Genomic DNA, 23,474 nt, shown 5'->3' with positions numbered 1-23,474 from the left:
TAACTACTCCTTATTTTTCAAATACATTGTAAGCTGCTTATGGGCCAACCAGGTCAAACTCACCATCAACCCCTCATAAATAATAAAGAAAATCACAAAACATTGAAGGAAATACTCTTCTGGTAAAACATTGATAATCGGATCCAAGATTGGATTAAAGAGCCAACTGCTATCTCCAGGAAAGAGGGCTTCATGAAAGAGCGTAAAAAACTCATCAAATCCGAGAAAAACTCCCACTACTCCAATAAGGATTGGTAAAACAGCTAAACTCATATAAAGCCTACGATAAAGACCAAAGGTGCCCTTCTTCACACTTCGCCAGAGAGAAGTTGCTGCGGGATAAGCCAGTAGAATAACAAGCCCCTGTACCAAATGAAAGAGCCACTTGACATCATGAAAATGCTTTAGCCCACTCTCCGACGATGGAAAATCAGGCATGGCCAGATGACCAACCCAAGGAAAGGTCAAGTACTGCATGAGGACATTGAAATTATGCCAAAGCTCCGTCTTTCCGATAATGACATAGTCCATAAGATGCATCCAATCAATATCAAAATAATAGAATCCCCATGCCAGATAAATCGTCACTAGGATAGACAGGGCCAGGAGCCAAATCGGAGTCAGTACAGCTTCAATCTTAGTTCGCATCAAAATCCCACTCCGATAGACTAGCAAGTACGTGGTCTGGTTTGACAGGTAGACCTGCAACCTCTTCCGCCTTGGTGAAGCCAGTTGTCACAAGTAGTGTTGGAAAGTCATTTTTAATGCCAGCTGTAATATCAGTCAAGTAATTGTCACCAACCACAATAGTTTGGCTACGTTCTGTCCCAAGTATTTCAAGAGCCTTATTCATGATAATAGCTTTAGGCTTACCAATAATGATTGGTTTCACACGGGTAGCCGCCTCAATAAGGGCCAAGAGGGAACCAGCACCTGGAAGAAGACCACGTTCTGTTGGGATATTCAAGTCTGGGTTAGTTCCAATAAATATAGCCCCTTTGTGGATAGCAAGCGTTGCTTTAACCAACATTTCATAAGTGACTTCACGGTCCAAGCCCACCACAACATAGGCAGGATTTTCCTCATCTACCGTATACCCCGCTTCCGCAATTGCAGATTTAAGTCCAGTCTCACCGATAACATAAACCGTCTTACCACGATTCATATCATTCATATAGTCAACTGTCGCCAAGGTTGCTGTGTAAATGGTCTCAAGAGGCGTTTCCAACTCGCACTGATTACGCAAAAGTTCTTGGACCATTTCTGGTGTACGCATACTGTTATTCGTCACAAAAAGATAGGGAATCTGACGCTTCTGCAACTCCTTAACGAAGGCTTCTCCCTCAGGAATGCGGTCCTTCCCCTTGTAAATAGTTCCATCTAAATCAATCAAATAACCTTTATATGTCATCCTACTCGTCTCCTATTTCTTTCCATTGGATAATAGCCTGAGCATGAATATTGCCATCCACACAAATCTGGTGTTGACTACTCAAACTTTCTTGGTCAAACTCGTAACCTGAATAAATTTCTGCTCCATGATGAATTTCCTTAACATACTTGAGGTCAATATGGGCTGGTGTACACTTGGTCAAAAAGTCCAAATCGAAAACATCCAACATCCACTCCAAGTACTTGCTATTATTAACGTGACCATTCATGTCTAGGTCAAAATAACGCACACGATAAAGCGTCTCAATTGGATTTTCCAAAGCCTTATAGCGAGGCCCTCGAATCAACTTTTTAATCTTATCAGCCCCATAAGGTGCTACCACCTCATCTGGCACTTCGGCTACCTTACGCGTTTCATAATCCATAAGAGCAAAAGTAGTCTTAAAGAGCATGATTTGTTGACCAGTTTCATCCGTGATGTAAAAATTACGGTAACAAAAAATCTTATTATAGGAAACGGCTTCAGTTGTAATGGTCACCTTTTCATTGTAGCGAGGCAAACGGTCAATCTCAATCGCATAGTCTGTCACAATCCAAACCAGACCGTACTTATCAAAAACTTCCTTATCCGTATTACCCAGAGACTCTGACTGCATACCAGATACTTGCAATGAAAAAGCCAATAAATGTGGTAACTTCACCTGATGCGTGATATCCGTCTCATAAAACGGAATCTGATAAGGAATACTAAATTTTAATCCCATCTAATCCTCCAAGATAAATTGCTCAGCGACACTATCTCCCAAAAAGAGTCCTCGTTTGGTCATACGAACCACCTCTGGATCCTTGACCAAGAGACCATCTTCCTGTAGTTTTTTCACAATGTCTCCATAAGTATCCGAAAATGACAAACCAAACTTCTCTTCAAAACGTTTAATAGACACACCTGACTTTTTACGCAAACCAAGGAAGAACTCCTCCTCCATCATCTCCGCCTTAGTCAGATGCTCCTCGTGAAGTCTAGCATGACCATCCTCAGCTATAGCCTTTAGATAATGCTGGATAGGTCCTCTATTGCGATAACGAACACCATTGACATAACCAGAGGCTCCAGCACCAACACCATAGTACTCATCATTATTCCAGTACATGAGATTGTGACGACTCTCCATCCCAGGTTTGGTAAAGTTGGAAATCTCATAATGCTCAAAACCATTCTTTTCCAACTCTTGGATAATATAGTCAAACATCTCTGCTTCCAAATCCTCAGTTGGCAGATTGAGCTTACCCCGACGCATCTTATTCATAAAGACCGTGTGATGTTCCAAGATCAAACTGTAGAGACTTAGGTGTGGAATATCCAGTTCCAGTGCCTTTCTCACATTTTCCTTGACCTGATCCATGGTTTGACCAGGTAGCGCATAAATGAGGTCAATGGAAATATTATGGAAACCAGCAGACTTCAAGCTATCAATGCTTTCATAAATCTGTGCTTGATTGTGACTGCGGCCAATTTGACGCAAGTGCTTGTCATCAAAAGTCTGAACCCCTAAAGACACTCGATTAACAGCAGATTTTTTGAGTACTTCAATCTTATCAACCGTCAAATCCCCAGGATTGGCCTCAATAGTAAATTCCTCCAGCTTTGACAAATCCAAGTTTTTCTGAAGATGACTTAAAAGGTAGTCCAATTGCTCGGCAGAAATAGCTGTTGGGGTCCCCCCACCAATATAAAGCGTGCGAAGCTCCTTGATATCTAAAAGCTCCCACTCACGAATCAAAGCCCGTAGGTAGTCATCAACGGGCTGATTTTTAATAAAGACCTTGGAAAAGTCACAATAATAACAAATTTGTGTGCAAAATGGAATATGCACATAAGCTGAAGTTGGTTTTGTTTGCATGTAACTATTCTACCATTTTTTAAGCAGAAATGAGACCATGAATGATAAGAGTTGAGGCAAAAAAGAAGCTATCTCTTCAGATAGCCTCTTCCTATTATTTTGTTAATGAGAATGGGAAAGCATTGTAGTTGCTATAATCAAAGGTTGGGCCCAAGTCTGAAATGAATTGAACTGGCGTGTAGGTTCCATTTTCAAGAATAAAACCAGGCTTAGCTTGGAAACCAGCTCCCCCTAGTCCAGTAATACCAGGAAGCAAGGTTGAAAAATCGCCACCTTCCCAAACGTAGAGATTACCGGAAATTTGAACAGCTTTTGCAGTTGTTGAGCTTTGACGATAGGGTTCGTAATCGACATTGAAATTAGCTTTTGAAGTGATGTTCCCATCAGCATCAACTGTAAAACTAATGTCTGTTGCTTGAGGACTCGTACCAGTCCAAGTTCCCACTAATGCTGCTGGAACAGGAGCATCACTTTGAGTATCAGTTGTTGCTTGACTAGACTTGTTTGACTCAGAAGCAGCACTACCACTTGTTCCTGCTTGACCATCAGTTCCTGCTGTGGCTTGATTTTTTGAAGAGCTAGCTTCAGGAGCACTCGCTTCTTCTTGACCTTGAGAATCCTTTGAAGATGAATCCTCTGTCTTAGACTTTTTAGCAGATTTCTTCTCAGATGCTTTTGTTTTTGTTGATGACTTCACAACTTTAGAAGTTGACATTGTAGATGATGATGCAGTGTCTTTTTCTGACTTAGAGCCACATCCAACAAGGGTTGTAGAAACAGCTACAGACAACAAAACAAGAGAGCAAACACGAATAACTTTTCTTTTCATTTTCATAAACCTCTTTTCTATATGTCTATTATATCTATTTTGTTACAAAAATCAAGTGTTTTGTGTAATTTTTGTAATATTTATGTAATCATTTGTATCGCTGTTATAAGTTAATGTGGTATTTATAAGTAAAAAAAGCCTATCACCCCCTATAGGAATGATAGACTTTGGGATATGATCTAAGCACTTCTTATCTGCTAGAGGTATCCTAATTACTATTTGTCTTGTCTTTCAAGATAACCTGTAAAGAGATGGTCGTATCTATCCTCCAAGATAATAATGCGCTTGCCACCATCTACAACTACATAATAGTTTAAATTTTTCGAATCGTGGTAGATGTCATTAACACTCATAGCCTGATAACCATGTGACTTAAGAGACTTTTGAATTTTAGTAAACTCTTTTTGTACTTTATTCTTATCTACCCTACCTGATTTATCCACCAGATATTCTTTTAAAGGTTTAGCAATTAAGATTTCTTTACCATCAGAATCTGTAGTAACAACCCCATTTTCAGAGATAGTCCCTTCTCCTTCTGAATCATCATCGGAATCAAATTTTTTCCATTGCCCAACAAAAACTTTTGGAACCTCTGCCTTATGAAAAAGACATTTCTTTTTTAAATCTTTGGTACTTCTTGATCCGTAGTAGAGGTCTGATAAGATTAAATCTAGAACTAAGTTTGTCCCATCCTTCTGAATCAGATTATAGTAGCCAAACCATTCCGTCTTAACCAGGATGATCTCTTTGGTCTGTAAATGGTATTTCTTGTCAAAATCAGCAATCGTTTTTAGTTTTGAATCACTGACGTCCTCTAAGTTTTTTTCAAACTTCTGTCTTACTTTCTGACCAATAGAGATTTCTTTGATTTCTTCTTCCCTATGGCCTGCAACAAGTTTTGACTTTTTCCCACTTAACTCATAAACCAAACCAGCATTATCACTAGTTACCCACAAACCACCCAAGTTTGTTCCTTTGGAAGAAAACAAAAAGAGGCCAAGACTTGTTGCTACAATAAGAAATAAAGCAATACCAAGACCAATAAAAGTCTTCTTCCCAAACTTTTTCTTCTTAACAAAGACCATTTGCTGTGCATAAGGTTGGTTAACTATTTGATTTGGTAAAGGTATGGCTCCTCCAGTCACGGACTTACCATTGCTGGAAAAAGTAGCTTGCCTTCCTTCCATAACAAATTCACCATTTAAGAGGGCTTGCTGACACTCCTGGATGGTGGGTTTACGATTATTAATCGCTTCAAAATATTCAATCCATTCTTTTCTATTCATTATCTCTCCTAACCTCTCTTAATAGAAAAATCTATCACTAACTTTGAAGTGATAGACTTTCCATTTATTTAAGCACTTCTTGTGTCTTAGCGTAGTTAGCTTCAACAGCTTCTTTTTCAGCCTTCCACCAGTCTTGGTGATCTGTGTACCACTTGATTGTTTCTTCCAAACCTGATTCGAAGTTTGTGAATTGTGGTTCCCAACCAAGTTCTTCACGCAATTTTGTTGAATCAATAGCATAGCGCAAATCGTGACCAGCGCGATCTGTTACGCGGTCATAAGCGTCTTTTGGTTGACCCATTTTTTCAAGGATAAGCTCAAGCACTTCCTTGTTATTCTTTTCACCATCAGCACCAATCAAGTAAGTTTCACCGATACGACCTTTAGTGAGGATAGCCCAAACACCAGTTGAATGGTCGTTAGTGTGAATCCAGTCACGGACGTTTTTACCTTCACCATAAAGTTTTGGTTTAATACCTGACAAGATATTGGTGATTTGACGTGGGATGAATTTTTCGATGTGTTGGTATGGTCCATAGTTGTTTGAGCAGTTTGAAATCGTTGCTTTAACACCAAATGAACGAACCCATGCTTTAACGATAAGGTCTGAAGCAGCCTTGGTTGATGAATAAGGTGATGATGGGTTGTATTTGGTTTCTGCTGTGAATTTTTCACCAGGACCTTCACCATGTCCAGGGAGATCTTCACGCAATGGAAGGTCACCATACACTTCGTCTGTTGACACGTGGTGGAAACGAATATCGTATTTACGAGCAGCTTCCAAAAGTGTGTATGTACCAATAAAGTTTGTGTGGATAAATGGTGATGGGTCGTTCAATGAATTATCATTGTGACTTTCAGCCGCGTAGTGAACAATAGCATCAGCCTTAGCAGCCAATTTATCAACCAATTCAGCGTCAGCAATATCACCAACAACCAATTCAACACGGTCACCAAGGATTTCTTCAATGTTAGCACGGTTACCAGCGTAAGTGAGCTTGTCAAGGACAGTCACATGCACGTCTGGATGATTGTTGTAGACATAGTGTACGAAGTTTGAACCGATGAAACCTGCGCCACCGGTTACGATGATGTTTTTATATTCAGTCATTTTTTCTCCAAATAGTTTTTTTGATTGTTCCTTAAATCAATTTTTTTTAGCTTTCCTTAGGTGAGTACGGACGTCAGCGAACTTCTACGAAGTTCCATGACTAAGTTTTGAGCCTAATGTCTCAAAACTTCCGAGCACCTGAAACAAAATGGTTCAGGTGCTTTTCTCACGGCGGAAAGCTAAGCATATAGCTCGCTTCGCTCGTTTATAGCAAAGCTAAAAACTATATAATGATTTTACTGATTCTTTTAAGAGCTATGTTTTTTACAAATCTTCTGCTTTTAGGGGTTTAACGTCTTTGAGCAATGGGTGGTTTTTATCTGCTTCTGAGACTTCTGCTTCCTCCAAGTTTTCCCACTTGATATCAAGGCTTGGGTCAGCATAGTTGACAAAGGCGTATTTTGGTTTGAGTTCAAGTGCCCAGTAGTCGTTCACAAGATAGCTGTATGCGACCTTATCAGACAAAACTTGGAAACCATTGGCAACACCACGAGGAACGAAGATTCCTTTTGAGGCATCAATCACTGTTTGGTAAGTATTCCCAAACGTTTCGCCTTCACGGAGGTCAACCCAAGTTCCAAGAACCTTTCCTTCATCTGCTACTGAGATGTATTTGTCCCATGGCTCAGCGTGCAAGCCACGCAAAACATTTTTACGTGAGAAAGAAACATTATTTTGCAATTTTCCTTCTGCAAAGAATGATTCTGGAAAACCAAGTGGCAACATCTTTTCCTTTTGGAAGTTTTCCTTGAACCATCCACGGTTATCTCCATGAACAGGAATATCAAATTCAAGCAGACCTGGGATAGCATCAATCTTACGTGCAGCTAATTCTTTACCAAAAAATTGTTCAGTCATTATGCTTCTCCAATCAAACGGAGCAAATATTGCCCGTATTCATTCTTCTTAAGTGGTTGTGCCAATTCGAGGACCTGCTCTTTAGTAATGTAACCCATGCGATAGGCAATTTCCTCAAGGTTAGCCACTTGAACATTTTGCAAACGTTGAACTGTTTCAATGTACTGAGCAGCTTGCAAGAGACTTTCGTGAGTGCCTGTATCCAACCAAGCAAAGCCACGTCCCATAAGTTCAACAGAGAGGTCACCACGTTCTAAGTAAGCCTTGTTAACATCCGTGATTTCAAGTTCACCACGAGGACTTGGCTTGATATTTTTGGCAATTTCCACAACATCATTGTCATAGAAATAAAGACCAGTTACAGCAAAGTTTGATTTTGGATGCTCCGGTTTTTCCTCGATTGAGATGGCATTCATATTGTCGTCAAATTCAACAACACCAAAACGTTCTGGATCCTTAACTTGATAACCAAAGACTGTAGCTCCCTTTTCCTTAGCTTCGGCACGTTGAAGCATGGCAGAAAGACCATTGCCATGGAAAATATTGTCCCCAAGAACAAGGGCAACACTATCATCACCAATGAAGTCTTCACCAATGATAAAGGCTTGAGCCAATCCATCTGGACTTGGTTGTACTGCGTAAGAAAGGGAAATACCGAACTCAGAACCATCACCAAGGAGCTCTTCAAAACGTGGAAGGTCCTGTGGGGTTGAGATGATGAGGATTTCCTTAATACCAGCCAACATAAGCGTTGATAGTGGGTAATAAATCATTGGTTTATCGTAAATCGGCATCAGTTGTTTTGATGCAGCACGAGTCAATGGATACAAACGCGTCCCTGAACCGCCTGCAAGAATAATACCTTTCATAAGAAGGCTCCTTTTTTCTCTAATATATTACCTATATTTTAGCATTTTTCAGCCCTCTTGTCACGGTAAACCCTATGTTCTTAAGCTTTCATTAAGAAAATAACAAGTGTCCATTTTCTTAATCCAATGAAAAAAGGATTTCGATTGAAACCCTTTTAGATTGAAGATAACCTCTTGTAGCACTTTCCTTAAAAAGCGTAATCATCATCTTCTTCAGTGCCTTTGTGCACTCATCCAGTCAAAGATACTGTTATATGTTTGCCCATTGACACTAGCTCGAGAGCCACCGCCATAGGTTGGGTCAGTGGCTACCATACCACTATAACCATCCCAATTTTTCGTATTTTCAGGATGCTGAACGCCAATCACCTGGTCATGGAAGAAATAAATCCAAGCCCAATGCCCATCATACTCTGTCCCAGGAAGATCGGTCCCGGTAGCTGTTTCAAAGTATGAAAACCATTTGTTAGAAGCTCCAGAGGTAATCAAACTCTTGTATAGAGGCAAGACACTATTTTCTGGTTGAACTGTTGCGTCTGCTTTCGTGTGAATCAACCACATAGGCTGGTTCTTCAGTTTATCAATCCCAGATTGGTCAACAGTTAAGGGAGCAGCAATTGGAATGAGAGCTGCAAAATAATCTGGATAGGTTGCTCCCATGGTCAAGACCATACCACCACCATTGGAAACTCCTGCAAGATAAATTCGTCCCTTATCTACCTCTGGGTGATTAGCTAGGTATGTATCAATGGTCTCTTTGAGTTGTGCTGCATTATCCGCACCCCAAGGTGTCTGCGTTTGAACAGCAAGCACATTGACCCCACGCGCCTGATCACCAGTTGTTAAGAAATGGCCTTGAATATCAGACTGGGTAAGCGCATAGACGTCATTTGAAAGAAGGGGAATATTCATATCTGTCCCTCTTTCACCAATGCCGTGTAGCCAGACTATCAAAGGTTTGGTGCTATTTCCTGTACCAGTCTGGGCACTATAAGCCGCATACTGCATGTTACCTACCTGCCCTCGCTCATCGAAAACCTCCGTTGTTGGCATCAAACGATTATTGATGGCATCTTGCTCAGAAGACACCATTTGCGACTGACTACTACCTTCTGCCACTACTGACAAATCTTTCATCGATACCATATAACTTTCCAGCCATTGGTTAGTCCAAGTAGAAAGGTTAAAATACATAGGTTCAGCATTTCCACCCATATTGTAGCGATTATAAGAAGGTAGGCTCAATTCAAGCGTCACGTACTTGCTGTTATCATAATAGACCACATGCCCCTGATCGTCGGACACATAAGAATTCGTCACCTGACGACTAACTCCTGTTGTTGTAACCTGGGTTGAGCTGTGGACAACCTCTGGTGTGACCTTCTGATTAAATTCAAAAATGACTTTGGTTACAGCAGGACCAAACTCATAACTCTCTAGGACAATTCTTGTCTTTGTCACAGCCAAGTCTTCTGCTGCCCCTGCTTTGACAGACAAGCCTAAACTTATGACTAACAAGGAAACAAAGACTGTCACATATACTTTAACTTTTTGGAACATAGTCCCTCCCCATTTTTTATTAGTATTCACCTACAATCGATGAACAGTTACTATTTTATCATTTTCTAATCAAATAAGAAATAGATGTAAATAACTCTAATAAAAAAGAATCAGCCAACATCCCTCAATAGCGAGAAATAGCCAGCTGATTCTTGAGTCTAAATATCTAGAAGAACTTTAATACTATTAGTCTTTTTTCTTAATGTACTGAGCCACTGGATAGTCCGCACTATCCAAGCTACCAGGGCGATTCATGGCCAAATCAACCAGATTTTTTCCAATCAGTGGCCCTGTCGTGAGCCCTGAAGATCCTAAACCAGAAGCAACAAAGACACTCTCAAGTTCTGGAACTTCTCCAAAGAAAGGAGAGAAATCACTCGTGTAGGCTCTCGTTCCCACACGTTCTGAGAAGGAATTAGCCGTGCTTAAGCCAGGGAAATAGGTCTTAGCCTCTTCCTCCAGACTTGCAAGTACAGTCTCATCAACTGTCAAATCAAAGCCTTGGTCATTTTCGTGGCTAGCTCCTACCGAAATCTTTCCACCAGCAAAGGGGATGACATCTAGTTCGCCCTCTGGCATCAAAACAGGCAACTTACCAGTATCTAACCCCTCAAAGAAATAGTCACGTAATTGACCTTTTTGGGGGCGAACATCTACTTCAAAACCAAGGGGTTCAAGCGTTTGACCTAGCCAGGCACCACAAGCGAGAATGACCTTATCAAAAGTTTGAGCATTAATCTCGTAAGTGCCATTGTCAAGAGGAGAGAGTGTAACTGGTCCCTCCACCTTTTCAAAACCAGAGGCCTCAATCAAGGTAGCTGTCAACTCTGCCCCCTCCACTCTGGCTCCTCCAGAAGCATAGAGATAATGGTCAAATCCAGTGAATTCAGGGAGATCCTCAGCATTTTTTATAGAGAGTTCACCAATAATGGGTGATTCTTCTAGTCTCGTTTCTGCATGCTGGTACAAAGCATCCAATTTACTATCGTCTTTCTTGAGAAGGGCTACACCAGACTGATCATAGAAGCTTGTGTCATAACCATCCTTTTCAAGATCTGAAACTAAATCTTGGTAAAAATCGGCTCCCAAACGGGCCATGCGATACCAGGCCTTATTACGACGCTTGGAAAACCAGGGGCTGATAATTCCTGCTGCTGCCTTGGTTGCTTGTCCAAGACCATGGTCAAATACTGTAACTTCTACGCCTTTTTCTTTTGATAAGTAGTAGGCAGCCGTTGAACCGACGATACCTGCACCAACGATTGCAATTTTCATTTTTTACTCCATCTATTTGAAAAGAGCTGAGTCCTATATCAATAGGCACAGCTTTTTATTATTCTTTTACCCCAAGGCCACGTCCATGACCATCATGACGACAAAGCCAACCATAAGGCCCAAGGTTGCTACGTCAGTATTACCATTGGTTTGTGATTCAGGAATCAATTCCTCCGTTACCACAAAAATCATGGCACCAGCCACAAAGGCCAAAGCATAAGGAATGATTGCCATCATCAACATGACAAGGGCAGCTCCCATAACAGCCCCTATAGGCTCCACGATGGCTGACATAGATCCCCAATAAAAGGCCTTGATACGAGATTTTCCATCTGCTCGAATAGGAACTGAGAGGGCTGCACCTTCAGGGACATTCTGCAAACCAATACCTATAGCTAGACCAATGGCTCCCATAAGACCCGCGAATGTCATATTGCCACCAGCCAAGGCTCCGAAAGTCACACCGACTGCTAATCCCTCTGGAAAATTATGAATGGTGATAGCCAAAAAGAGCAGTGCTGTCTTGGACAACTTTTTCTTACGAGGTTGAATACCTTCTGCTTTAGAGATGTCATTCCCCAAATGCAAATGGGGAACGACGGCATCAATCAAACGAAGGGCAACACCGCCAAGCAAGAAACCAGATGCCGCAGGGAACCATGACCACTTCCCATAGCCATTTTGAGTCGCATAAGTTAAAGAGGGGTCCAAAAGCGACCAAAAAGAGGCCGCAATCATGACACCTGCCGCAAAGCCCATCATGATATCTAGCAATTTACGGCTAATATTCTTGAAGAAGAAAACAATGGCCGATCCAACAATGGTACAGCCCCAAGTAAAAAGACCAGCAAGCAAGGCCAAAAAGACTACATTTTGATGTAAAAGCCAAGTCACAGACTCATCCTCCTACAAATGGTCAAAAGGATTGGTTGAGGACTGACTTTCAAGTATGGTCACATTCCAATCATGCTCACGTTTCCAAGCCTCAAGTTTCTCAGCAATCTTTGAGATAAAAAGGGCTTCGATATGGTGCCCGGGATCAATTGCCAAGAGACCATTAGTAATCATTTCCTGTCCTGTATGGTAGTAAACATCACCAGTGATGAAGACTTGTGCGCCCTTTTTCAAAGCATCCTGGTAAAATCCTTGACCGCTACCCCCACAAATAGCCACACGGCTAACTAGAGGATTGTCATGATTATAACGAACCAAGCGAACACTATCTAAGGCAAAAACAGACTTGACTTTAAGAGCAAGTTCTTCAATAGTCTGAGGCACGATATCACCTACTCGACCGATTCCATGATTTTCAGAAGTCTGCGTTAAATAAGTGGTGTCTTTAATGTCAAGTAAGTCACAGAACCAATCATTCAGCCCATCATTAACGACATCAATATTAGTATGACTCACATAGACTGCAATATCATGCTTAACCAGGTCAAGTAAAATATCTCGGTCAGGCGAAGACACCAAATCCTTAACTGGACGAAAAATTGGAGCATGTTTAGCAATAATGAGGTCCACACCTTTTTCAATGGCTTCGGCTACCGTATTCTCACGAACATCCAAGGTAACCATAACCTTCTGAATCTCTTTGTCCAGACTACCAATCTGCAAGCCAACCACATCACCTTCCATAGAAAGCTCCTGTGGACAAAATTCTTCATAAGTCTTAATAAGTTCACTAGCTAACATGATTCAAAACCTCCTTAATGGTTTGAATTTTATCTTCAATAGCTGTACGATCAGCCTGATTGGCCAGTGGAATGGATCCTAAAGCAATCTCTAATTTATTGATTTCGCGTTGCCATTTGAGCTGGAAAACCTGAGATTGGTCTTTCATGAGATGAGGACCAAAACGCACTTCCTTGTCCGAAAGGCTCATGTGTCCAGCTTCTGCCACCATGATTTCGTAGTATTTGCCATTTTCAGTCATGATAGACTCTGCAATAATCTCAAAACCATTTTCCATCAACCAGATACGGAGATCATCTTCACGATTATTTGGTTGTAAAATCAGGCGGTCTACGCCCTTAAGTTTGTCCTTTCCAGCATCAAGGATGTCCGCAATAAGACGTCCTCCCATACCACAAATCGTGATAGTTGTTACCTCATCAGCAGGTTCGAAGGCAGCCAAGCCATTAGCCAAGCGCACGTCGATTTTATCTTGGAAACCAGAGGCTGAGACATTAGCAAGAGCAGATTCATAGGGCCCTTTTACAACTTCACCAGCAATAGCTGAAGTAATCAGGCCTTTTTCAAGTAAATAAATCGGAAGATAGGCATGATCACTGCCTACATCCAAGAGTTTTGCGCCTTTGGGAACATAGATTGCTACATCCTTAAGGCGTTGAGATAATTGTACGTACATATTTCATCTTTCTATTTTTTTAAGTCTCTTCAATTATATCAAAAAAGGAGGTTGGTAAGAAATGCTTTTACCACATTTCCTAACAACTTCCTTTTTGCTTATACTTTCTCGCCTGTAAAGACGAAGAATTTAGAAATAATATAGTTCAATACAATGATAAGGACCTGAGAGAAGAGGCTCTCGATACCGTTTACCCAAGCATGACTATGACCAACAAATTGACCAATAATTTCTGGATAGGTATCGACCAAGAAATAGGCCAGAGCCAAATCCAAGACCAAGGTCAATAGGCGAGCACCCACGAACTTAACAAAGCGCGTAACCATACCTGTCTTTTCCTGATTAAAGACAAACATGTCATTTGTAAAAAAGGCAAAGATAATGGCAATCGCATTTGCTAAGACTGCTGAAAGTGTTCCTTGTTGGGTAAACTGGAAAATCAAAGTACGACTGACCATATAGACCAACGTTGCCAAGACACCAAAGAAAAGGTACTTGAAAACTTCGGTGGCCATGAAGGCTCTGAGCTTAGCTATCATACTTAGTCCAATCCAATTTCTGCACGAACAACATCGGCAATCGTATCAACGTAGTAATTCACTTCATCATCTGTTGGGGCTTCTGCCATAACACGAAGAAGAGGTTCAGTACCACTTGGACGAACCAAGATACGTCCATTCCCAGCCATCTCAGCTTCCATTTTTTCAATGATAGCGGCAATTGTAGGAACTTCCATAGCCTTATCTTTCATGCTATTTTCCACACGGATATTAACCAATTTTTGTGGATAGATGGTCACTTCTGAAGCCAATTCAGACAAGCTCTTACCTGTTTCAACCATGACTTTAGTCAATTGGATTGCTGTCAATTGACCATCACCAGTTGTGTTGTAATCCATGATAATAACGTGTCCAGACTGTTCACCACCAAGGTTGTAGCCGTTTTTACGCATTTCTTCGACAACATAACGGTCACCAACAGCTGTCACTGCCTTATTAATGCCTTCGCGGTCAAGTGCCTTGTGGAAACCAAGGTTTGACATAACTGTTGTTACAATAGTATTTTTAGCCAACTCGCCTTTTTGAGACAAATGTTTACCAATGATATACATCACCTTATCACCATCAACAATATCGCCATTTTCATCAACAGCGATGAGACGGTCACTGTCACCATCAAAGGCAAGACCAATAGCTGAGCCAGTTTCTTTAACCAAGGCTTGCAACTGCTCTGGGTGTGTCGAACCAACACCAGCATTGATGTTAAGGCCATCAGGTTGGTCACCAATAACAGAGATTTCTGCGTTCAAGTCAAGGAAAATGTTACGTGCAGATACCGCAGCTGCTCCATTAGCCGCATCCAAGGCAACTTTCATGCCACCGAGGTCAACACCTGTAGCCACCAAGAATTTTTCGTATTTACGAAGACCCTCTGGATAATCCACAAGTGTTCCAAGTCCCTCAGCTGAAGGGCGTGGAAGCGTATCTTCTGCAGCATCGAGAAGGGCTTCAATTTCCGCTTCACGCGCATCATCCAATTTAAAGCCATCGCCACCAAAGAACTTGATACCATTATCAAGAGCTGGATTATGGCTGGCTGAAATCATAACACCAGCACTTGCATTTTCCGTACGGACCAAGTATGAGACGCCAGGTGTCGCAAGTACTCCAAGTTTGTAGACTTCAATACCCACTGAGAGCAAACCTGCTACTAAGGCAGATTCCAACATCTCACCAGAGATACGTGTATCACGTGCCACAAAAACTTTAGGACGGCCAGTCTCATGTTGGCTAAGCACATAACCACCAAAACGACCTAATTTAAAGGCCAATTCAGGCGTAAGTTCAACGTTTGCTTCTCCACGAACACCGTCTGTTCCAAAATATTTACCCATAATTTTATTATTAGTGCTTGAGCACTAAATCCTCCTTAAACTGTGATGCTGTTTAGCAAGAGTCAATCTAGTGAAATCTATCTAGACAATCTAACTTTATAAGATTTCGCCAATATTTTCAACCCTTGATTTTAAACATTTTTAATTGGTTACATTTTTATGAGATTAGTCCCTCTCAATCCCATCCATTATACATGAATTTAGGAAAAATGTAACTCCCCTATTTTTGCGTAACTTTTAAGTTAACCTTAACAGTGCCAGGCTGAATCGTAACACCTTCTGCCTTAAGGTCTATTGTTTTTGAAGTGTCCTTAGTCACTTGGCTAATGTCAACAGGGACTGTAATGCTATCAATCTTATCCATAGCTTCTTGGCTACCAACAATAGTCACATGTCCACGATTAAAGCTATAGCTAATACTAGACACATTGCTAGCCTTATCTCCAGTCAGTTCGACCTTAACAGGAACAGATTTGCTTAATTTTCGTAAACTAATCTTTGCATGTACCTTAGCTGGTGAGATAGAGCTTGCTAGGACTGTACCATTTGTCGAAACTGCTTGAAGAACCAAGTTACCATCATAATCTTCAGACAGGTTTGTATTACCTTCCAATACTGCCTGGACGTGATCAATCTGGTTAATGATATCTTCACTCGAGGTCACTTCTACCTTGGTGTTATCCAGGCTAACCTTTTTAACCTCATAGCCATTTGCCAACTTATCAGAAGTGATGTTAGCTACTACGTCAAAAGTTTTGCTGGCTTTTTTACCAATAGTTGCCGTCAAGGTTGATGGGGATACCTGCGCAGACATTCCGGCTGGAAGATCCTTAACCTGAATAGGTACTCGACTGGTTCCTTGACTCAGATTTGACAAATCAGCAACTAATTTAAAGTGACGTGTATCACTACTTGTCTCAGTCGTTAAAGCCAGCTGTGTTGTCGCCGTCAAATAGACCTCGGCATCATAGGAATAACCACTGATAAAGTACTTATCACTATCATATTTTATATCTACAGGAACCGACTCAATGGTTTGTGTAAAGGTATTAGATGCACTTGAGCTATTGTTTTTATTTTGCGTATTTCCCGACCATGCCGTGAAAAAGAGTACCACAGCAAAGAAGAGAGCAACTAGCATCTGCCATAAACGATCGTCTTTAAAGAAATTTACGAAACGCTTCATTTTTTGCTACCTCCCATCCAACGTTGGAAGAATGACTGACGTGGTTCTTGTTCTTTCAACAAGATAAGACTCAACTCTTGTTCAAATTCTTGAACAGAGAGATCATGGATGAAATTTCCCTTGTACGCAATTGAAATCGCACCAGTTTCCTCAGACACAACAAAGGTCAGTGCATCTGTCTGTTCTGAAAGACCAATGGCAGCCCTATGTCTAGTCCCAAACTCTTTGGAAATCTTATTAGATTCCGTCAATGGCAGATAAGAACAAGCCGTCGCAACCTTGTTATCTCTGATGATAACTGCCCCATCATGAAGCGGTGTATTTGGGATGAATATATTAATTAAAAGTTCCCCAGTCACCACCGCATCAAGTGGAATTCCAGTCGCAATCTGCTCTTGTAAGGTCTGAGTCTGTTCAATAGAAACCAAGGCCCCAATCTTACGAGGACTCATGTACTTAACAGCTTTAACGTAGGCTTGAACCAACTTCTCGTCTGAGCTAACCTCTTTATTTTGCAAAAAATGCTGAGGCGTACGTCCAAAGGTTTCAAGAGCAGAACGAAGCTCTGGTGCAAAGATTACAACCGCTGCAATAGCTCCATAGTTGATAACCTGATTCATCAAATAAGAAATCGTCGTGAAGCCTATAAAATCAGAAATCAGTTTGACTAAAATAAATAAGACAACCCCTTGAACAAGGGTCATAATTTTTGTCCCTCTTAGGGCCCTAATAAAGCGATAAATTAAAAAAGCAACAATCAATATGTCCAAACTATTGACGATAACTTTCAGCGGACTATCAAAGAGTGACCGCCAAAAATCAATATCAATGGACGAAAGTATTCCCATACATATCACACTTTCTTTTAATTTTTAAACAGTTTCTATTATACCACGAATTCTAACTATTTTGAGACTACAATCACTACTTTTTGTGATAAAATAAATTCATGACTATGAAAACTACCATGGGAATTCTGGCGGGTAAAGCTAGCCATTTCGTCCTTTCAAAATTGGGACGTGGTTCAACCCTGCCTGGAAAAATTGCCCTTAAATTTGACAAAGATATTTTAGACACTTTAGCCAAGGACTACGAGATTGTCGTTGTCACTGGAACCAACGGTAAGACTCTGACAACAGCTTTAACAGTAGGTATTCTTAGAGAAGCTTTTGGTGAGATTGTGACCAATCCTAGTGGGGCCAACATGATCACAGGAATCACTTCTACTTTCCTAACAGCTAAAAAAGCCAAGTCTGGTAAGAAAATTGCTGTCTTGGAAATTGACGAGGCTAGCCTTCCAAAAATCACTGAATACATCACTCCAAGTCTTTTTGTCTTCACAAATATTTTCCGTGACCAAATGGACCGCTATGGTGAAATCTATACTACTTATCAGATGATTTTAGATGGTGCTGCTAAGGCACCTGAGGCCACTATTTTGGCCAATGGGGACAGTCCTCTCTTTAATTCTAAAGAAGTGGTCAATCCTGTACGCTTCTATGGTTTTGACACTGAAAAACACGCTCCAGAGCTGGCACATTATAATACCGAAGGAATTGTCTGCCCTAAATGTGAGAGCATTCTTCAGTATCGCCTCAATACTTATGCTAATCTGGGTGACTATGTATGCCTCAACTGTGACTTCCACCGTCCAGAATTAGACTATAAGCTAACAGAGTTGACTAAAATCACTAACACTACTTCTGAATTTGTCATTGATGGACAAGATTACAAGATTAATGTCGGTGGCCTTTATAACATCTACAATGCCCTTGCTGCCGTCTCTGTCGCTGAATTCTTCGGAGTGGCTCCAGAGCAAATCAAAGCTGGTTTTGATAGGAGTCGTGCTGTCTTTGGACGCCAAGAAACCTTTAAGATTGGTGACAAATCATGTACTCTCGTACTAATTAAGAATCCTGTGGGAGCTAGCCAAGCTCTGGATATGATTAAACTTGCAGATTATCCGTTTAGCTTGTCAGTCCTTCTTAACGCCAACTATGCTGATGGTATTGACACCAGCTGGATTTGGGATGCCAACTTCGAAAGCATTCTCGAGATGGATATCCCTGAGATTAACGCTGGTGGTGTTCGCCATTCTGAAATTGCCCGCCGTCTTCGTGTAACCGGCTATCCAGAAGAAAAGATTACGCAAGCAGAAAAACTTGAAGATATTATGGTCTTGATTGAAAAACAAGATTGCGATCATGCCTATATCTTAGCGACCTATACTGCCATGCTTGAATTCCGTGATATTCTTGCTCAACGTCATGCTGTCGGAAAGGAGATGAACTAATGACTTATACTTCACTCAAATCTCCAGAAAATCGTGACTACACCTATGACCTAAATGTTGCCCACCTTTATGGTAATCTACTCAATACCTACGGTGACAACGGAAATGTCCTTATGATCAAATACGTGGGTGAAAAACTTGGTGCTAAGATGACCTTCGACATCGTTTCAGTTGGTGATGACTTCGACAAGGACCACTACGACATGGTCTTCTTTGGAGGTGGTCAAGACTACGAACAATCCATCGTTGCTAAAGACCTCCCAACTAAGCGTGAGGCTATTGGTCAATTCATCCAAGATAACAAAGTAATTCTTGCCATCTGTGGTGGTTTCCAACTTCTTGGTCAATATTACATCCAGGCTAATGGTGTTCGCATTGATGGTATCGGTGTTATGGGCCACTACACCCTCAATCAAGAAAATAATCGTTATATTGGTGACATCAAGATCCATAACGAAGAGTTCGATGAAACTTACTATGGCTTTGAGAATCACCAAGGGCGCACCTTCCTCTCTGATGATGAAAAACCACTTGGAAAAGTGGTCTACGGTAATGGTAATAACAAGGAAGACGGTTCTGAGGGTGTCCACTATAAAAATGTTTATGGTAGCTACTTCCATGGACCAATTCTTTCTCGTAACGCCAACCTGGCCTACCGTTTGGTCACTACTGCCCTTCGTAACAAATATGGCCAAGACATTAAATTGCCAAGTTACAATGACATTCTTTCAAGTGAAGTCGCTGAAGAATACGCAGATACTAAATCAAAAGCAGAATTTGAAAAATAATTCTATGACATAGCAAAATAGCGAAACCCTAAGGGTTTCGCTATTTTTTCATCTCTATTTCCAAAGTCGTCTTTTCTTCAATCTGTCTTCAATTTTTCGATTATCAATCCTTAGAATGGCAATCATATCAAACAAGAGCCAAGTTCGTTTAGGATAAACAATATATTTGGGAGACCAAATTGGAGAGAACTTCTCCTTATAACGTTGGAGCCCACTAAAAGAGTAAAAGCGCTGCGCAAAGACATAGACCAAATTGGCAACCTTCTCTTCCAAAAAACTATCTTCTTCAGTACCCACATTCGCGAGTGGAGCCATTCCCATATCAAAGTACTGCTTTCCTTCTGCTTGGAAGTACTGGAAGAGTTTCACAAAGAGGTAATCCATAATGCCTTCAGGTGCCTTTTCAAAGTCATAACGCATAAGGTCAATCGTCGCCACCCGTTTGTTTTTGGTTGGCATGATGTTGGCAAAGGCTACAATTTCTCCCTCCTCACTCTCCACAATAGCAATCGGTGCTTGCTGCAAATAGGCTACATCAAAGAAACCAAGGGAGAAGCCCTTCTCCTTACGACCGTTAAGCCAAATATCTGAGACAGCCTTCATTTCTTGCATTTGAGTCTCTGAAAATGGAGGATCAAGTAACTTAAACTGGAAACCTGCTTTTTCAACACGATTGGTTGGCTTACGGAACTTCTTACCATGCTTACCATCAACAGAAAATGACGTCAAATCAACCATGGCATTTTCCCCAAATTTCATAAAATCAAAGCCATAATCATGAAGCATCAGGGTAATACTCTCATCTGCCTCATAAAACAAGGCTTGTAAATTCCAATCCGATAAGGTCTTCAAGAAAGATTCCCAAGCTGCTCGGTAATAGTTTTCATTACCTATCGGATTTCCCATAACCACACACTTGTTACTGGTTTGTGCAAATTGGAAAACTACCTGGTCTTGTCCATCGACACGATACCAAAAGAGGCGTTTATCATGTAAATAAGCCAGGGCACTTTCTGATGCACCTCCATATTTCTCAAGGAGAGCTGTGAAGCGCTCATCATCCATGCTTTGACCAAAAGGCCTGCGGGGTGCCAAAATTCTCAAGACTCCCCAAACTATGGTTGCAATGATAACTGATGCCAGTAAAATATCAAACCAAATATGAACAAAATGTCCAAGAACATCTCGGTTCTTAGGTGGCAACAAATGAGACCAAAAACCACTGCCACCCAAAACGAGAAGAACCAGAATCGTAAAGGCTAGGAAAAGAAAATCCTTGGTTTTGTCTTCCCAACTATAAACAAAGTAACGATGATACAACCTTTTTCTGATGATCAACATAAGCACCAAAGAGAGTAAAATTAGGAAAGACATGGCCCATGAAATACCATTGAGATTGACATAAATTAAGGCCAAGACAAAGGTTATCAAGGAGGCAACAAAAGCACCCTTAACCCGACGTCTAATGAGACGAGCCATGAAAATGAATAGGGTACCAAATAGGATACTTGGGAATTGCCAAATCAACTGTTCCTGAATAGGATCAAAACGGCTAATAAAGTAAACATTTGCCAAGCGTTCAGGGATTAGGGCAGACAAAATCAAGAAAATCCCTAAAAAACGTAGCAAATATACGAGAAAACGGTGGAGACTTCCACCAAATACTCGTGAAGAAAGTTTGAAGTATTTCTCGTTGATACGTCCTCCCATGTGTTTGAAAAAGAAGATAACACCAAGCAAGAAGGGAATAACGTAGTAGGTTAAACGAAAGAGCAAGAGCAGACTAACCGCAAGAGCATTGCTAACCCCCATAGAGGTCAGACCGGTAATCACAATCAAATCAAAACTACCAATCCCACCCGGAATCATAGAGAAGATACCAATAATAACCGCTAGGAAATAAAGTGGAACCAGATTATAAAGGGGAACATGTAAGCCCATTAAATAAGCCACACTGACAAAGCTCCCCAGGGCCGTTCCCCATTCAGCTGTCGAAGCTAAAAGAAGACTTAGCCTCGTTTTCAACGGTACTTGACCAAAATAGGTTAACTTTTCACGACTAGAAACAAAGAAAATAAAAGGCAGATAAAGGAAAATACCCAATAAGAGTAACCAATATTTTCTTAAGTCTGGACTGAGAGGGAAGAACCAAAAGACAGCGAATACCAAACCACTTAAAAGGGATAGGCCCGACATAAAATAAGGTAATAAACGAGAAAGTGCCTTAACACCTGTCTTTTCCTGCCCATCCTCAGAATAAAAGGAATATCGTAGTCCCACATCGACCAAACCAGCAAAACCAGCCAAGTTATTAATGGTATTGACAGCCCAACTTGTTTCTAAGATATAGGATTTGGAATAATCCGTTTCTAGCTCCTTATTCAGTATAATGTCATAAAAGAGCATGGGGGAGACAGCGACTAGTCCGATGACAGCCATCAAAACAAGATGCCAAATAGACAAACCGGACAGAGCTGACTCCAGTGACTCTAAAGTGATGGTCCGTTTTAGACGAACCAATTCTATGACGACAAGGACCGTAATCGAGATAAAGAAGATGGATTTAACGGCTGCTTTTAAAGGTTGAAGTCTCTCTAAAAAACGCTTCATGCCACCACCTCTTTTCGACTAATTCTCACAAGCTCACGAATCATATGATTAAAGACCTTATATTTACGTTGAGCTAGACGATGCCCTTCACGACGTTGGACATAGAGCTTATGAATCGGAAAGAGCTCTGAAATCTCTCTAGAATGCCTAATACTGATAACATCCCTTTGCCCCATAACTACCCAAGCAGGATAGGCAGCCTGATGTAGACGTTCCCTATCTAATGGCAAGTCATGAAGCATAAGACCCGTTACCTGAGCCATGATATCCATTTTAGATGAAAATGGTGACAAGGCCTTTAAGCACAGATATTGTATATAGACCGCGAATCTTGAGCGTCTCGTCAACCCATTAAAGGTCATATTCCCTGCATTAAGTAGGAGTCCCGCAATCCGGTCAGGATAACGACTAGCATAAACCATAGCCAAATTAGCACCGTCACTATGACCGACAAATAAGGCCTTCTTGATATTCAAATATTGCAAAATTTCCTCCAAATCGGCAGCCATCTGTTCAAAGGTCATCTTTACACTCTGACGACTGGACCTGCCGTGATTACGACTATCAATGAAAATTAAACGATAGTCTCGATACAGAATTCCTTGCTTACCAAAGTAATTTCCTGACAAATTATTGCCATGCAAAAAAACAATTGGAAAGCCTTTACCGAGATCACGATAATAGATGATTTGACCATCTTTCACTTTGAATTCCATAATATTACCTACCTTTTCACTAACGCACTCTTATACGATAATTAGTCTTATAAGGCATTAGGGCTGATGAGTTGGACTTATCACATTCCAAAACCATCTAACCCCCTTCACTCCATTATAACACTTCCACTAGGGAAGAGTCAGAATATTTGTGCATTTTCTGCAAAAAGAAAAAGCCTTTTCAGGCTTCTCCTCTTATTGTTCGAAAGTTTGTTGAGCGATGAGCTTATTATAGTTTTCTTCATCTTCTTGGTTATCACGGACAACCTTAGATACTGTAAATGAAGATGAAATCAAACCAACACATCCCATGAGATAGTAACCCTTAACCATCAAAGGCTCTTTAAGGGTATAGAGGCCTACCAACATCAAGATTACGAAGAAGCCAAATGATCCCCATGCCATCATGTTGAAAGATGTTGTGTTACGATACACTTTTTTCTTTACTTTGTTCATAAAGTTAGTCTCCTTTTATATACTAAGACTATTATACCAACAATGTAAGCCTTTCACAACTCAAAACATGAAAAGGTTC

At 40.9% G+C, this 23,474-nt stretch carries 23 protein-coding genes; 2 read left to right on the top strand and 21 right to left on the bottom strand.

All coding sequences use genetic code 11. The annotated features are described in order from the left end of the window. Nucleotides 1–3 precede the first annotated feature (3 nt). From NYE32_RS04030 to cdaA, 18 genes are all read right to left on the bottom strand, one after another. Nucleotides 4–648 (bottom strand): TIGR01906 family membrane protein, encoded by a 645-nt coding sequence (locus NYE32_RS04030; protein WP_156685430.1) that lies wholly within the window; start codon nucleotides 646–648, stop codon nucleotides 4–6. Further along, the gene (locus tag NYE32_RS04025) at nucleotides 638–1,411 is read right to left on the bottom strand and encodes a TIGR01457 family HAD-type hydrolase (protein WP_070575028.1); all 774 of its coding nucleotides are present in this window, start codon (nucleotides 1,409–1,411) and stop codon (nucleotides 638–640) included. The genes NYE32_RS04030 and NYE32_RS04025 overlap by 11 nt, the downstream gene beginning before the upstream one ends. Before the next feature lies 1 nt (nucleotide 1,412). After that, nucleotides 1,413–2,156, bottom strand: coding sequence for an acyl-ACP thioesterase domain-containing protein (locus tag NYE32_RS04020; protein ID WP_110980958.1), 744 nt, complete (start codon nucleotides 2,154–2,156; stop codon nucleotides 1,413–1,415). Continuing rightward, nucleotides 2,157–3,293, bottom strand: a complete 1,137-nt coding sequence (hemW, locus tag NYE32_RS04015; protein ID WP_110980959.1) for a radical SAM family heme chaperone HemW — start codon at nucleotides 3,291–3,293, stop codon at nucleotides 2,157–2,159. Between the two features lie 94 nt (nucleotides 3,294–3,387). Beyond that, the gene (locus NYE32_RS04010; RefSeq protein ID WP_110980960.1) at nucleotides 3,388–4,128 is read right to left on the bottom strand and encodes a hypothetical protein; all 741 of its coding nucleotides are present in this window, start codon (nucleotides 4,126–4,128) and stop codon (nucleotides 3,388–3,390) included. A gap of 209 nt (nucleotides 4,129–4,337) precedes the next feature. After that, the gene (locus NYE32_RS04005; RefSeq protein ID WP_156685431.1) at nucleotides 4,338–5,408 is read right to left on the bottom strand and encodes a hypothetical protein; all 1,071 of its coding nucleotides are present in this window, start codon (nucleotides 5,406–5,408) and stop codon (nucleotides 4,338–4,340) included. A gap of 64 nt (nucleotides 5,409–5,472) precedes the next feature. Then, the gene (gene rfbB / locus NYE32_RS04000) at nucleotides 5,473–6,519 is read right to left on the bottom strand and encodes a dTDP-glucose 4,6-dehydratase (protein ID WP_002884100.1); all 1,047 of its coding nucleotides are present in this window, start codon (nucleotides 6,517–6,519) and stop codon (nucleotides 5,473–5,475) included. Between the two features lie 264 nt (nucleotides 6,520–6,783). Beyond that, a complete protein-coding gene (locus NYE32_RS03995; RefSeq protein WP_339157098.1) occupies nucleotides 6,784–7,377 on the bottom strand; it encodes a dTDP-4-dehydrorhamnose 3,5-epimerase family protein in 594 nt (197 codons plus the stop codon). After that, the gene (gene rfbA, locus NYE32_RS03990) at nucleotides 7,377–8,246 is read right to left on the bottom strand and encodes a glucose-1-phosphate thymidylyltransferase RfbA (protein WP_002883992.1); all 870 of its coding nucleotides are present in this window, start codon (nucleotides 8,244–8,246) and stop codon (nucleotides 7,377–7,379) included. The genes NYE32_RS03995 and rfbA overlap by 1 nt, the downstream gene beginning before the upstream one ends. A 213-nt stretch (nucleotides 8,247–8,459) precedes the next feature. After that, complete coding sequence (locus NYE32_RS03985; protein ID WP_339157097.1) at nucleotides 8,460–9,806, bottom strand: PHB depolymerase family esterase; 1,347 nt, start codon at nucleotides 9,804–9,806, stop codon at nucleotides 8,460–8,462. Nucleotides 9,807–9,992: 186 nt separating this feature from the next. Beyond that, nucleotides 9,993–11,081, bottom strand: coding sequence for an FAD-binding oxidoreductase (locus NYE32_RS03980; protein WP_110980964.1), 1,089 nt, complete (start codon nucleotides 11,079–11,081; stop codon nucleotides 9,993–9,995). Between the two features lie 66 nt (nucleotides 11,082–11,147). Then, nucleotides 11,148–11,975 carry a ZIP family metal transporter gene (locus NYE32_RS03975; RefSeq protein ID WP_110980965.1) on the bottom strand — a complete coding sequence of 276 codons (828 nt, stop codon included), beginning with the start codon at nucleotides 11,973–11,975 and terminating at the stop codon, nucleotides 11,148–11,150. Nucleotides 11,976–11,987: 12 nt separating this feature from the next. Beyond that, the gene (locus tag NYE32_RS03970; RefSeq protein WP_156685432.1) at nucleotides 11,988–12,776 is read right to left on the bottom strand and encodes a Nif3-like dinuclear metal center hexameric protein; all 789 of its coding nucleotides are present in this window, start codon (nucleotides 12,774–12,776) and stop codon (nucleotides 11,988–11,990) included. After that, complete coding sequence (locus NYE32_RS03965; RefSeq protein WP_156685433.1) at nucleotides 12,766–13,452, bottom strand: tRNA (adenine(22)-N(1))-methyltransferase TrmK; 687 nt, start codon at nucleotides 13,450–13,452, stop codon at nucleotides 12,766–12,768. Before NYE32_RS03965 ends, NYE32_RS03970 begins: the two co-directional genes overlap by 11 nt. A gap of 98 nt (nucleotides 13,453–13,550) precedes the next feature. Further along, nucleotides 13,551–13,991 carry a GtrA family protein gene (locus NYE32_RS03960; RefSeq protein WP_013990768.1) on the bottom strand — a complete coding sequence of 147 codons (441 nt, stop codon included), beginning with the start codon at nucleotides 13,989–13,991 and terminating at the stop codon, nucleotides 13,551–13,553. A 2-nt stretch (nucleotides 13,992–13,993) separates the two neighbouring features. Then, nucleotides 13,994–15,346 carry a phosphoglucosamine mutase gene (gene glmM, locus NYE32_RS03955; RefSeq protein WP_060972739.1) on the bottom strand — a complete coding sequence of 451 codons (1,353 nt, stop codon included), beginning with the start codon at nucleotides 15,344–15,346 and terminating at the stop codon, nucleotides 13,994–13,996. Between the two features lie 220 nt (nucleotides 15,347–15,566). Further along, a complete protein-coding gene (locus NYE32_RS03950; RefSeq protein ID WP_156685434.1) occupies nucleotides 15,567–16,532 on the bottom strand; it encodes a CdaR family protein in 966 nt (321 codons plus the stop codon). Then, entirely contained in the window at nucleotides 16,529–17,380 is an 852-nt protein-coding gene (gene cdaA, locus NYE32_RS03945) for a diadenylate cyclase CdaA (protein ID WP_037600527.1), read from the bottom strand. The genes NYE32_RS03950 and cdaA overlap by 4 nt, the downstream gene beginning before the upstream one ends. A gap of 101 nt (nucleotides 17,381–17,481) precedes the next feature. Between cdaA and murT the strand changes: the two genes are divergently transcribed. Together murT and gatD are read left to right on the top strand one after the other, a co-directional pair. Next, nucleotides 17,482–18,825 carry a lipid II isoglutaminyl synthase subunit MurT gene (gene murT / locus NYE32_RS03940; protein ID WP_156685435.1) on the top strand — a complete coding sequence of 448 codons (1,344 nt, stop codon included), beginning with the start codon at nucleotides 17,482–17,484 and terminating at the stop codon, nucleotides 18,823–18,825. Then, nucleotides 18,825–19,613 carry a lipid II isoglutaminyl synthase subunit GatD gene (gatD, locus tag NYE32_RS03935; RefSeq protein WP_037600521.1) on the top strand — a complete coding sequence of 263 codons (789 nt, stop codon included), beginning with the start codon at nucleotides 18,825–18,827 and terminating at the stop codon, nucleotides 19,611–19,613. The genes murT and gatD overlap by 1 nt, the downstream gene beginning before the upstream one ends. 54 nt (nucleotides 19,614–19,667) lie before the next feature. Here the strand turns inward: gatD and mprF are convergent, their stop codons facing one another. The 3 genes from mprF to NYE32_RS03920 all read right to left on the bottom strand — a co-directional run bounded on the left by mprF (nucleotide 19,668) and on the right by NYE32_RS03920 (nucleotide 23,395). After that, entirely contained in the window at nucleotides 19,668–22,223 is a 2,556-nt protein-coding gene (gene mprF, locus NYE32_RS03930; RefSeq protein WP_049528789.1) for a bifunctional lysylphosphatidylglycerol flippase/synthetase MprF, read from the bottom strand. Then, nucleotides 22,220–22,939: an alpha/beta hydrolase gene (locus tag NYE32_RS03925; protein WP_339157096.1), complete on the bottom strand. Its 720-nt coding sequence runs from the start codon at nucleotides 22,937–22,939 to the stop codon at nucleotides 22,220–22,222. Before NYE32_RS03925 ends, mprF begins: the two co-directional genes overlap by 4 nt. Nucleotides 22,940–23,134: 195 nt before the next feature. Continuing rightward, nucleotides 23,135–23,395 (bottom strand): YiaA/YiaB family inner membrane protein, encoded by a 261-nt coding sequence (locus tag NYE32_RS03920; RefSeq protein WP_048674474.1) that lies wholly within the window; start codon nucleotides 23,393–23,395, stop codon nucleotides 23,135–23,137. Between the last annotated feature and the right edge of the window lie 79 nt (nucleotides 23,396–23,474).

It is taken from the genome of Streptococcus sp. FSL R7-0248 (genome assembly GCF_037967965.1).
Taxonomy (GTDB): domain Bacteria; phylum Bacillota; class Bacilli; order Lactobacillales; family Streptococcaceae; genus Streptococcus.
This window is presented reverse-complemented; position numbering and strand designations above follow the sequence as displayed.

Coding starts and splice junctions, on each gene's coding strand:
- NYE32_RS04010 (WP_110980960.1), bottom strand. CDS start 4,128: ATGAAAATGAAAAGAAAAGTTATTCGTGTTTGCTCTCTTGTTTTGTTG.
- NYE32_RS04030 (WP_156685430.1), bottom strand. CDS start 648: ATGCGAACTAAGATTGAAGCTGTACTGACTCCGATTTGGCTCCTGGCC.
- hemW (WP_110980959.1), bottom strand. CDS start 3,293: ATGCAAACAAAACCAACTTCAGCTTATGTGCATATTCCATTTTGCACA.
- NYE32_RS03925 (WP_339157096.1), bottom strand. CDS start 22,939: ATGGAATTCAAAGTGAAAGATGGTCAAATCATCTATTATCGTGATCTC.
- NYE32_RS04025 (WP_070575028.1), bottom strand. CDS start 1,411: ATGACATATAAAGGTTATTTGATTGATTTAGATGGAACTATTTACAAG.
- NYE32_RS04020 (WP_110980958.1), bottom strand. CDS start 2,156: ATGGGATTAAAATTTAGTATTCCTTATCAGATTCCGTTTTATGAGACG.
- NYE32_RS03980 (WP_110980964.1), bottom strand. CDS start 11,081: ATGAAAATTGCAATCGTTGGTGCAGGTATCGTCGGTTCAACGGCTGCC.
- rfbA (WP_002883992.1), bottom strand. CDS start 8,246: ATGAAAGGTATTATTCTTGCAGGCGGTTCAGGGACGCGTTTGTATCCA.
- NYE32_RS03985 (WP_339157097.1), bottom strand. CDS start 9,806: ATGTTCCAAAAAGTTAAAGTATATGTGACAGTCTTTGTTTCCTTGTTA.
- NYE32_RS03995 (WP_339157098.1), bottom strand. CDS start 7,377: ATGACTGAACAATTTTTTGGTAAAGAATTAGCTGCACGTAAGATTGAT.
- NYE32_RS03950 (WP_156685434.1), bottom strand. CDS start 16,532: ATGAAGCGTTTCGTAAATTTCTTTAAAGACGATCGTTTATGGCAGATG.
- NYE32_RS04005 (WP_156685431.1), bottom strand. CDS start 5,408: ATGAATAGAAAAGAATGGATTGAATATTTTGAAGCGATTAATAATCGT.
- cdaA (WP_037600527.1), bottom strand. CDS start 17,380: ATGGGAATACTTTCGTCCATTGATATTGATTTTTGGCGGTCACTCTTT.
- NYE32_RS03965 (WP_156685433.1), bottom strand. CDS start 13,452: ATGTACGTACAATTATCTCAACGCCTTAAGGATGTAGCAATCTATGTT.
- mprF (WP_049528789.1), bottom strand. CDS start 22,223: ATGAAGCGTTTTTTAGAGAGACTTCAACCTTTAAAAGCAGCCGTTAAA.
- murT (WP_156685435.1), top strand. CDS start 17,482: ATGACTATGAAAACTACCATGGGAATTCTGGCGGGTAAAGCTAGCCAT.
- glmM (WP_060972739.1), bottom strand. CDS start 15,346: ATGGGTAAATATTTTGGAACAGACGGTGTTCGTGGAGAAGCAAACGTT.
- NYE32_RS03970 (WP_156685432.1), bottom strand. CDS start 12,776: ATGTTAGCTAGTGAACTTATTAAGACTTATGAAGAATTTTGTCCACAG.
- gatD (WP_037600521.1), top strand. CDS start 18,825: ATGACTTATACTTCACTCAAATCTCCAGAAAATCGTGACTACACCTAT.
- NYE32_RS03920 (WP_048674474.1), bottom strand. CDS start 23,395: ATGAACAAAGTAAAGAAAAAAGTGTATCGTAACACAACATCTTTCAAC.
- rfbB (WP_002884100.1), bottom strand. CDS start 6,519: ATGACTGAATATAAAAACATCATCGTAACCGGTGGCGCAGGTTTCATC.
- NYE32_RS03960 (WP_013990768.1), bottom strand. CDS start 13,991: ATGATAGCTAAGCTCAGAGCCTTCATGGCCACCGAAGTTTTCAAGTAC.